Source organism: Streptomyces sp. S6 (genome assembly GCF_054880855.1).
Genome location: NZ_JBTYMC010000061.1, coordinates 22235 through 29171 on the forward strand (window position 1 = coordinate 22235; position 6937 = coordinate 29171).

A 6937-nucleotide genomic window follows, 5' to 3' on the forward strand; every position below is an offset into this window, starting at 1 on the left:
CGTCTGTACTGGTGGGCATGAGGATCGGAGAACTCGCGGACGCCGTCGGCGTCACCACCCGCGCCGTACGCCACTACCACCACCTGGGCCTCCTCGCGGAGCCGGACCGTCTCTCGAACGGGTACCGGGACTACACCCTCCGGCACGCGGTCGCCCTCGCGAGGATCCGCCGGCTGACCGAACTGGGCGTGGGCCTGGCCGAGGTGCGGGACGTCCTGGCGGACGACGCCGGGAAGGACCTCGCCGAGGTCCTGGAGGAGCTGGACGAGGACCTGGCCCGGCAGGAGGCGGCGCTCCGGGAGAGACGGGCACGGCTGCGGGTCCTCCTGGAGGCGGGCGAGCTGTCGGCCGAGGGGCCCGTCTCCCCGGAGCTGGCGGAGCTGTTCGCGCGGACGTCCGCCGGGCTCTCCGACTCGCCGATGGCCGCGAAGGACCGCGAGGTGCTGGCCCTGATCGAGACGGCGGTACCTCCGGAGACCCGGGACCGGCTGCTCGCGGCGGTCGGGGAGGTCGCGGGCTCCCCGGAGACGATCGCGCGGGCGAACGAGGCGTACGCCCTGCTCGACGCGCTGGCCGAGGTGGCACCGGACGACCCGCGCGTGGAGGACGCCGCGCACCGGCTCGCCGCGTGCGTGCCGGCGGGGCTGCTGCCGGAGGGGCCGGAGCTCAAGCGGGCGGAGCCCGACAGCTCGTTCCTGCGCGCCTTCTATGCCGACTTCCCGCCCGGTCAGGCGGCGGCGATCCGGCGGGTGCTGGAGATTCTGGGGGTGCGGACATGAAGGTCGTTCGGGCGCTGGCCCGGCATCAGGGGCGGATGTGGGCCGACCTCGCGCGGTGGACGGGAAGGCGGCGCACCGGGGAGGGGCGGCGGCTGGCGTACATGCGCGGGCAGGGGGCGATGACCGCGGGGATCGCGTTCGTGTGCGTGGTCGAGACGGTCGGGATGGCCGCCTGGCTGTGGGAGTACCCCGTCGTGCACTGGGTGATGTCCGCGTTCGACGTCTACACCCTCGCCCTGGTCCTCGGGCTGCACGCCTCCTGCGTGGTCCGGCCGCACCTCCTGACGGAGGACGCGCTGCGGGTCCGGCACGGCGGGCACGTCGACCTCCGTCTCCCCCACGACCGAATAGCCGGCGTCCGCCGCGAGACCCGGTTCTCCCACACCGAGGCGAACGGGGAGCTGAACCTGGCGGTCGGCGGACAGACCTCCATCACGCTGGAGCTGACGGAGCCGGTGGTCCATCGGGGGATGCTGGGGCAAGGCCGGGAGGTGAGGGTGGTGCGGTTCCATGCCGACGACGCCGACACCGTCGTCCGCGAGATCCGGCAGGCCCGGGAAGTCCGGGAGTCCGGGGAGGTCAGGCCGGTGTGAAGCGGACCGTGCGGGTGGCCGGGTCGGCTCGGGTGAGGCGGACGCGGAGGTGTTCGCCGAGCGGGAGGTGATCGCCGTCGATACGGCCGACGACCGCGGGGGACTCCAGGTGGACGGTGCCGTGGTGGTTCTCCAGGTCGACGACGCAGGCGTCGAACGTCTCGCCGACGTGGCCGGCGAGGACGGCGGCCTCGACGATGTCCACGCAGGCCCGCTCCACGGCGTTCGCCCGGTGGCCGCCCTCGGCCATCCGCTCCGGGAGCGCGTCCAGGGCGGCGAGGACCCACTCCGGCGGCGGGTCCCCCGCCATCGCCGCGAGGCACAGCTCGGTGGCGTAGCGGTCGGCGAGGCGGCGCAGGGGTGCCGTGCAGTGGGCGTACGGGGCGGCGACGGCCGCGTGCGTGGTGAGGGCGGGGAGGGAGCCGTCGCGGAAGACGGTGTAGCCGGCGCCGCGCAGGAGGCTCGTGCACTCCTGGAGGAAGGCGGCGTGGCGGGGGTCGTGCGGGTCGAGGGAACGGATCAGGAGGGAGTAGGGGACGTGGTGGGGCCAGTCGATGCGGAGTGCTTCCGCGACTCTGCGCAGGCGGCCGACGGCGCCGTCCGGGGCTGTGGGGAGGGTGCGGAGCACTCCCGTGCCGTAGGACAGCATCAGGTCGGCGGCGGCCATGCCGGTCAGCAGGGAGAGCTGGGCGTTCCAGCCGTCCGCCGGGAGGGGGGCGCGGTACGTCAGCTCGTACGTGTCGTCGCGTTCGACGATCTCCTGTTCCGGGACGTTCAGGGAGATGCCGCCTCGCTCGGCCTCCAGGTGTTCCCGCAGTTCACCGATGGTCCGCAGCAGGGTGAGGGGTTCCTCCGCCGTGCCCGTGTCGAGCTGTTTCTGCACCCCCTGGTAGTCCAGTCGCGCCCTGCTGCGGACGAGTGCGCGGCGGACGTCCACCGCGAGCGTTCGGCCGTCCGGGTCCAGGTCGATCGTCCACAGGGCCGCCGGGCGGGTCTCGTTCGGGAGGAGGCTGGCGGCGCCCTCTCCGAAGACGTCCGGGTGCAGGGGGACTCTGCCGTCCGGGAAGTACAGGGTCGTCACCCTGCGCTGTGCCTCCGCGTCCAGGGCGCCGCCCGGGGTGACGAAGGCCGCGACGTCCGCGATCGCGTACCGGACCCGGTAGCCCGTGCCCTGTCTGGACAGGTGCAGCGCCTGGTCCAGGTCCTTCGAGCCCGGCGGGTCGATCGTCAGGAACGGGATGTCCGTCGCATCGTGCGTCGGGAGTGTCGGGGTGTTCGCGGCTCTGTCCGCCTCCGCGAGGACCTCCGGCGGGAAGGCGTCCGGGATTCCCAGTTCGGCACGGAGGGTCGCGAGGGCGGCGCGGAGGGGGGCTTCGGGGGCGCCGGTCACGTGGATGGGGCGGCGGGGCATGGGTCGAGCGTAGGGCGGGGGCGGGAGCGGGGCATGTGCGGGGGGCGGCTGTGGGGGGCGCTTACGCTGGGGGGAGTTGTCGTTAAGGAGAGCGTTCGTGCTTGTGTTGCTTCCGCCGTCCGAAGGTAAGGCCGTGTCGGGGACCGGGGCGCCGGTGAAGGTGGAGGCGTTGTCGCTTCCGGGGTTGCGGGAGGCTCGGGAGACGGTCCTCGGGGAGTTGGTGGAGTTGTGTGCGGGGGACGAGGAGAAGGCTCGGGAGGTGTTGGGGCTGAGTGAGGGGCTCCGGGGGGAGGTCGCGAAGAACGCCGAGCTGCTCGGTGCGGGGGCTCGGCCCGCCGGGGAGATCTATACCGGGGTGCTGTACGACGCGCTCGGGCTGAGCACCCTCGAACCCGACGCCGTCGAGCGAGCGGGGCGTTCGTTGCTCATCTTCTCCGGGTTGTGGGGGGCCGTTCGAGTCACCGACCGGATTCCGTCGTACCGGTGCTCGATGGGGGTGAAGCTGCCGGGGGTGGGGGCGCTCGGGGCGTACTGGCGGGGGGCGATGGCCGAGGTGCTGCCGGAGGTGGCCGGGGAGGGGCTGGTGCTCGATCTTCGGTCCTCCGCGTATGCCGGGGCGTGGAAGCCGAAGGGGGAGGTCGCGGGGCGTACGGCGACGGTCCGGGTGCTGCATGCGCCGACGCGGAAGGTCGTCAGCCACTTCAACAAGGCGACGAAGGGGCGGATCGTGCGGGGGCTGCTGACGTCGGGGGCTGAGCCGTCGGGGCCGGGGGAACTTGTCGAAGTGCTGCGGGGGTTGGGGTATGTGGTGGAGGTCGCGGGGGCGGGGAGGCTGGATGTGCTGGTGGATGAGGTGCACTGAGGGGTGGAGGTGAGGCGGGTGAAGTGAGGTGCGTCGGGGGAAACGGCTCACGCCCGGCACCGCACCTCACCCCGACACCGGCCCACCCGCCCCGTACCGCCCCCAGAGGCAGCGCTACCGCAGGTGTGACGTCTCGTTCACCAGCCGCACGCTCGCGTTGCCGTCCGCGTAGTACGCCACCGCCGAAAGGGACGCGGCGGAGAGGTCCATGCGGAAGAGGGCCTCGGGCGGGGCGCCGAGGGCCAGGCGGATCAGGGTCTTGATCGGGGTGACGTGGCTGACGACGAGGACCGTGCGGCCGGCGTACGTGGCCGTCAGGCGGTCCCGTGTCTCGGCGACCCGCTGCGCCACCTCCGCGAAGCTCTCGCCGCCGCCCGTCGGACGGGCCTCGGGGTCGCCCAGCCAGGCGTTCATGTCAGCCGGGTACCGCTCACGGACCTCACCGAACGTGAGTCCCTCCCAGGCGCCGAAGTCCGTCTCCCGCAGGCCGTCCTCACTGATCACGTCCAGACCGAGGCGGACGGCGACGGCCTCGGCGGTCTCGCGGGTACGGGCCAGCGGAGAGGCGACGATCACCTCGATCGTGCCCCTGCGGGCGAGTGCCTCGGCGACGCGGGCCGCCTGATCGCGACCGACGTCGGAAAGGCCCGGGTCCGAACCGCCGCTTCCGGAGAAGCGCTTCTGGGGGGTCAGGGGGGTTTCGCCGTGGCGGAGGAGGACGAGGGTGGCGGGGGTGCGCATGTCGGGGGCGGCGAGGTTGCGGGCTGCGCGGGGGTCTGAGGGGGTGGGGTGGGTGCTGGAGGAGGGGGCGGGGGTGTCGGAAGGGGAGACGCGAGCGCCGGACGAGGGCACGGGGGCGCCGGAGGAGACAGCACCGGTGCCGGAAGGGGAGACGCAGGTACCGGACGAAGGCACGGAGGTGCCGGAAGGAGCGGTGCGAGCGCCGGACGAGGAGGTGCGGGGACTGGAATCGACGGCACGAGCCCCCGAGGAGGGGGCGCGGGTGTCGGAAGGGACAGCACCGGTGCCGGAAAGGGAAACGCGAGCGCCGGAGGAAGGCACGGGAGTGCCGGAAGGAACAGCACCGGTACCGGAAGGGGAGACACGAGCGCCGGACGAGGAGGTGCGGGGACTGGAATCGGCGGCACGAGCCCCCGAGGAGGGGGCGCGGGTGTCGGAATCGGCGACCTCGGTGCCGGAGGAAGACGCGCGGGTGTCGGACGGGGCTGCGAGGTGGGCAACGGTGCGCGGGCCCGGGGCGAGGGTTCCCTGAGCGTCGACACGGTCGTCCCCGAAAGTCCCCTGAACGCCGACACCGTCGTCCCCGAAAGCCCCCTGAACGCCGACACCGTCGTCCACCTCGGTCTCGTCCACGGCACCACCCCCCGCCGCCACCTCGCCGACGGCACCAGCCCCGCCCGCCGGCGTCGTCCGCAGCGGGTCCTCGATCGGTGCCTCGCCTCGCTGCCCGGCGTCCATCGCCTTGTTCGCCAGGCGGTCCGCGCGTTTGTTCTGGGAGCGGGGCATCCACTCGTAGCCGACCTGTCCGCTCGGCAGTACCCGGCGGGCCTCGGCGGCGAGTGGGCGGAGGGCGGGGTGCTTGATCTGCCAGCGGCCGGACATCTGCTCGACGACGAGCTTGGAGTCCATCCGGACGCGCACCCGTGCGGCGGGGTTCAGCGAGCGGGCCGCCCGCAGCCCGGCCAGCAGCCCGCTGTACTCGGCGACGTTGTTGGTGGCGACCCCGAGGAACCCTGACCGCTCGACGAGCAGCTCCCCGGTACGGGCGTCGATGACGACAGCGCCGTACCCGGCGGGCCCGGGGTTACCCCGAGACCCCCCGTCGGCCTCGACGATCACCTCGACGGGCACGCCGACGGCAGCGGCGTCCGGCGTTGAGGCGGGGACGGGGTCCGCAGGCGAGGTGGGGCCGGAACCCGAGGCAGGGTCCGGAACCGCAGCGGGCCCCGAACCCGGGTCCGAGTCCGAAGCCGAGGCGAGTCCCGAAGCCAGGACCGCGTCCGAAGCCGGTCCCGGACTCGAAGCCGAGGCAAGTCCTGAACCCGAAACCAGTCCCGGACCCGAAGCCGAGGTGAGTCCCGACCCCAGAGCCACGTCCGAAACCCGTCCCGAACCCGAAGCCAAGGCCCCCGCCCCCGGACCCCCCTCCGCCCCCAGAGCCACCCCCGGCGCCGAACCGTCCGCACCCGCCCCCGAGTCACCCGCGGAGCCCACCCCGGAGATCCCCCCGGGGTCCGCCCCCGAGTCCACCCCGAGCGCAGCCCCCGGTTCCCCGGAAATCTCCCCGACCCCCACCCCTCCTACCTCCTACAACCCCGACTCGACCGTACGGACCAGAATCCGCCGGCAGTTCTCGCACCGCACCACCGCGTCCCGAGGCGCTTTACGGATCTCCGCCAGCTCGGCGGCGGCCAGCTCCTGCCGGCACCCCTGGCAGGTCCGGGCGTACAGCTTGGCCGCCCCGATCCCCCCTTGCTGCTCGCGCAGCTTGTCGTACAGCTTGAGCAGATCCGCCGGCACGGACCCCGCGACGACGCCGCGCTCCTTGGTGACGGTCCCGGCCTCCGCGTCGATCTCCCCGAAGGAGGCGTCGCGGCGCGCGGTGGCGTCGTCGGTCTTCCCCTGGACGGCGCTGACGCGCGAGGTCAGCTCGGCGACCCGCTCCTGTGCGGACTCCCGCCGCTCCATGACTTCGAGGACGACGTCTTCGAGGTCGCTCTGCCGCTTGGCGAGGGAGACGATCTCGCGCTGGAGGTTCTCCAGGTCCTTCGGCGAGGTCACGGCGCCGGAGTCGAGCCGCTGCTGATCGCGGACGGCACGCTGGCGGACCTGGTCGACGTCCTGCTCGGCCTTCGTCTGCTCGCGGGAGCAGTCGCTCTCCTCGGTCGTCGCGGCGACGAGCAGGTCACGCAGTTGCGTGAGGTCCTTGCCGAGCGCCTCGATCTCGGCGTGCTCGGGCAGCGAGCGGCGCTTGTGGGCGAGCTGCTGAAGTCGGACGTCGAGGGCCTGGACGTCGAGAAGGCGGTTCTGGTCGGCGGGCGCGGCGTTCAGTTGGGGGCTCCAAAGGGGGATGCGGAATGGCTGGTCCAGGGGTCGGTGACCGTGGCGGAGACGTGGGTGCGCAGGCCCCAGCCCTCGCGCTCGGAGACCGCGTCGAGCTGGGCGGCGGCCTGCTCGCACCAGGGCCACTCGGTGGCCCAGTGCGCGGCGTCCAGCAGCGCGAGGGGGTGCTCCGCGCGGGCCTCGGACGCCGGGTGGTGGCGCAGGTCCG

At 73.3% G+C, this 6937-nt stretch carries 7 protein-coding genes; 3 read left to right on the plus strand and 4 right to left on the minus strand.

Annotated features, from left to right (window positions below; genetic code table 11):
- The first annotated feature begins 17 nt into the window (after nucleotides 1–17).
- Nucleotides 18–779, plus strand: coding sequence for a MerR family transcriptional regulator (locus ACVNF4_RS11580; protein ID WP_461802656.1), 762 nt, complete (start codon nucleotides 18–20; stop codon nucleotides 777–779).
- On the plus strand, nucleotides 776–1372 hold the full coding sequence (locus tag ACVNF4_RS11585; protein ID WP_461802657.1) for a hypothetical protein: 597 nt from the start codon (nucleotides 776–778) through the stop codon (nucleotides 1370–1372). Before ACVNF4_RS11580 ends, ACVNF4_RS11585 begins: the two co-directional genes overlap by 4 nt.
- Here ACVNF4_RS11585 and ACVNF4_RS11590 read toward each other — a convergent pair.
- The gene (locus ACVNF4_RS11590; RefSeq protein WP_461802658.1) at nucleotides 1359–2783 is read right to left on the minus strand and encodes an RNB domain-containing ribonuclease; all 1425 of its coding nucleotides are present in this window, start codon (nucleotides 2781–2783) and stop codon (nucleotides 1359–1361) included. The two genes, ACVNF4_RS11585 and ACVNF4_RS11590, sit on opposite strands and share 14 nt — an antisense overlap.
- A gap of 97 nt (nucleotides 2784–2880) precedes the next feature.
- On the opposite strand from ACVNF4_RS11590, the gene yaaA reads away from it, so the two are divergent.
- Nucleotides 2881–3645 (plus strand): peroxide stress protein YaaA, encoded by a 765-nt coding sequence (gene yaaA, locus ACVNF4_RS11595; RefSeq protein ID WP_461802659.1) that lies wholly within the window; start codon nucleotides 2881–2883, stop codon nucleotides 3643–3645.
- A gap of 114 nt (nucleotides 3646–3759) precedes the next feature.
- Here the strand turns inward: yaaA and ACVNF4_RS11600 are convergent, their stop codons facing one another.
- The 3 genes from ACVNF4_RS11600 to ACVNF4_RS11610 all read right to left on the minus strand — a co-directional run.
- Nucleotides 3760–5517, minus strand: coding sequence for a bifunctional RNase H/acid phosphatase (locus tag ACVNF4_RS11600; protein WP_461802660.1), 1758 nt, complete (start codon nucleotides 5515–5517; stop codon nucleotides 3760–3762).
- Nucleotides 5518–5973: 456 nt separating this feature from the next.
- Nucleotides 5974–6717, minus strand: coding sequence for a zinc ribbon domain-containing protein (locus ACVNF4_RS11605; protein WP_461802662.1), 744 nt, complete (start codon nucleotides 6715–6717; stop codon nucleotides 5974–5976).
- On the minus strand, nucleotides 6714–6937 hold a 224-nt coding region (locus ACVNF4_RS11610), incomplete at its 5' end, for a Nif3-like dinuclear metal center hexameric protein (protein ID WP_461802661.1). The genes ACVNF4_RS11605 and ACVNF4_RS11610, both read right to left, overlap by 4 nt.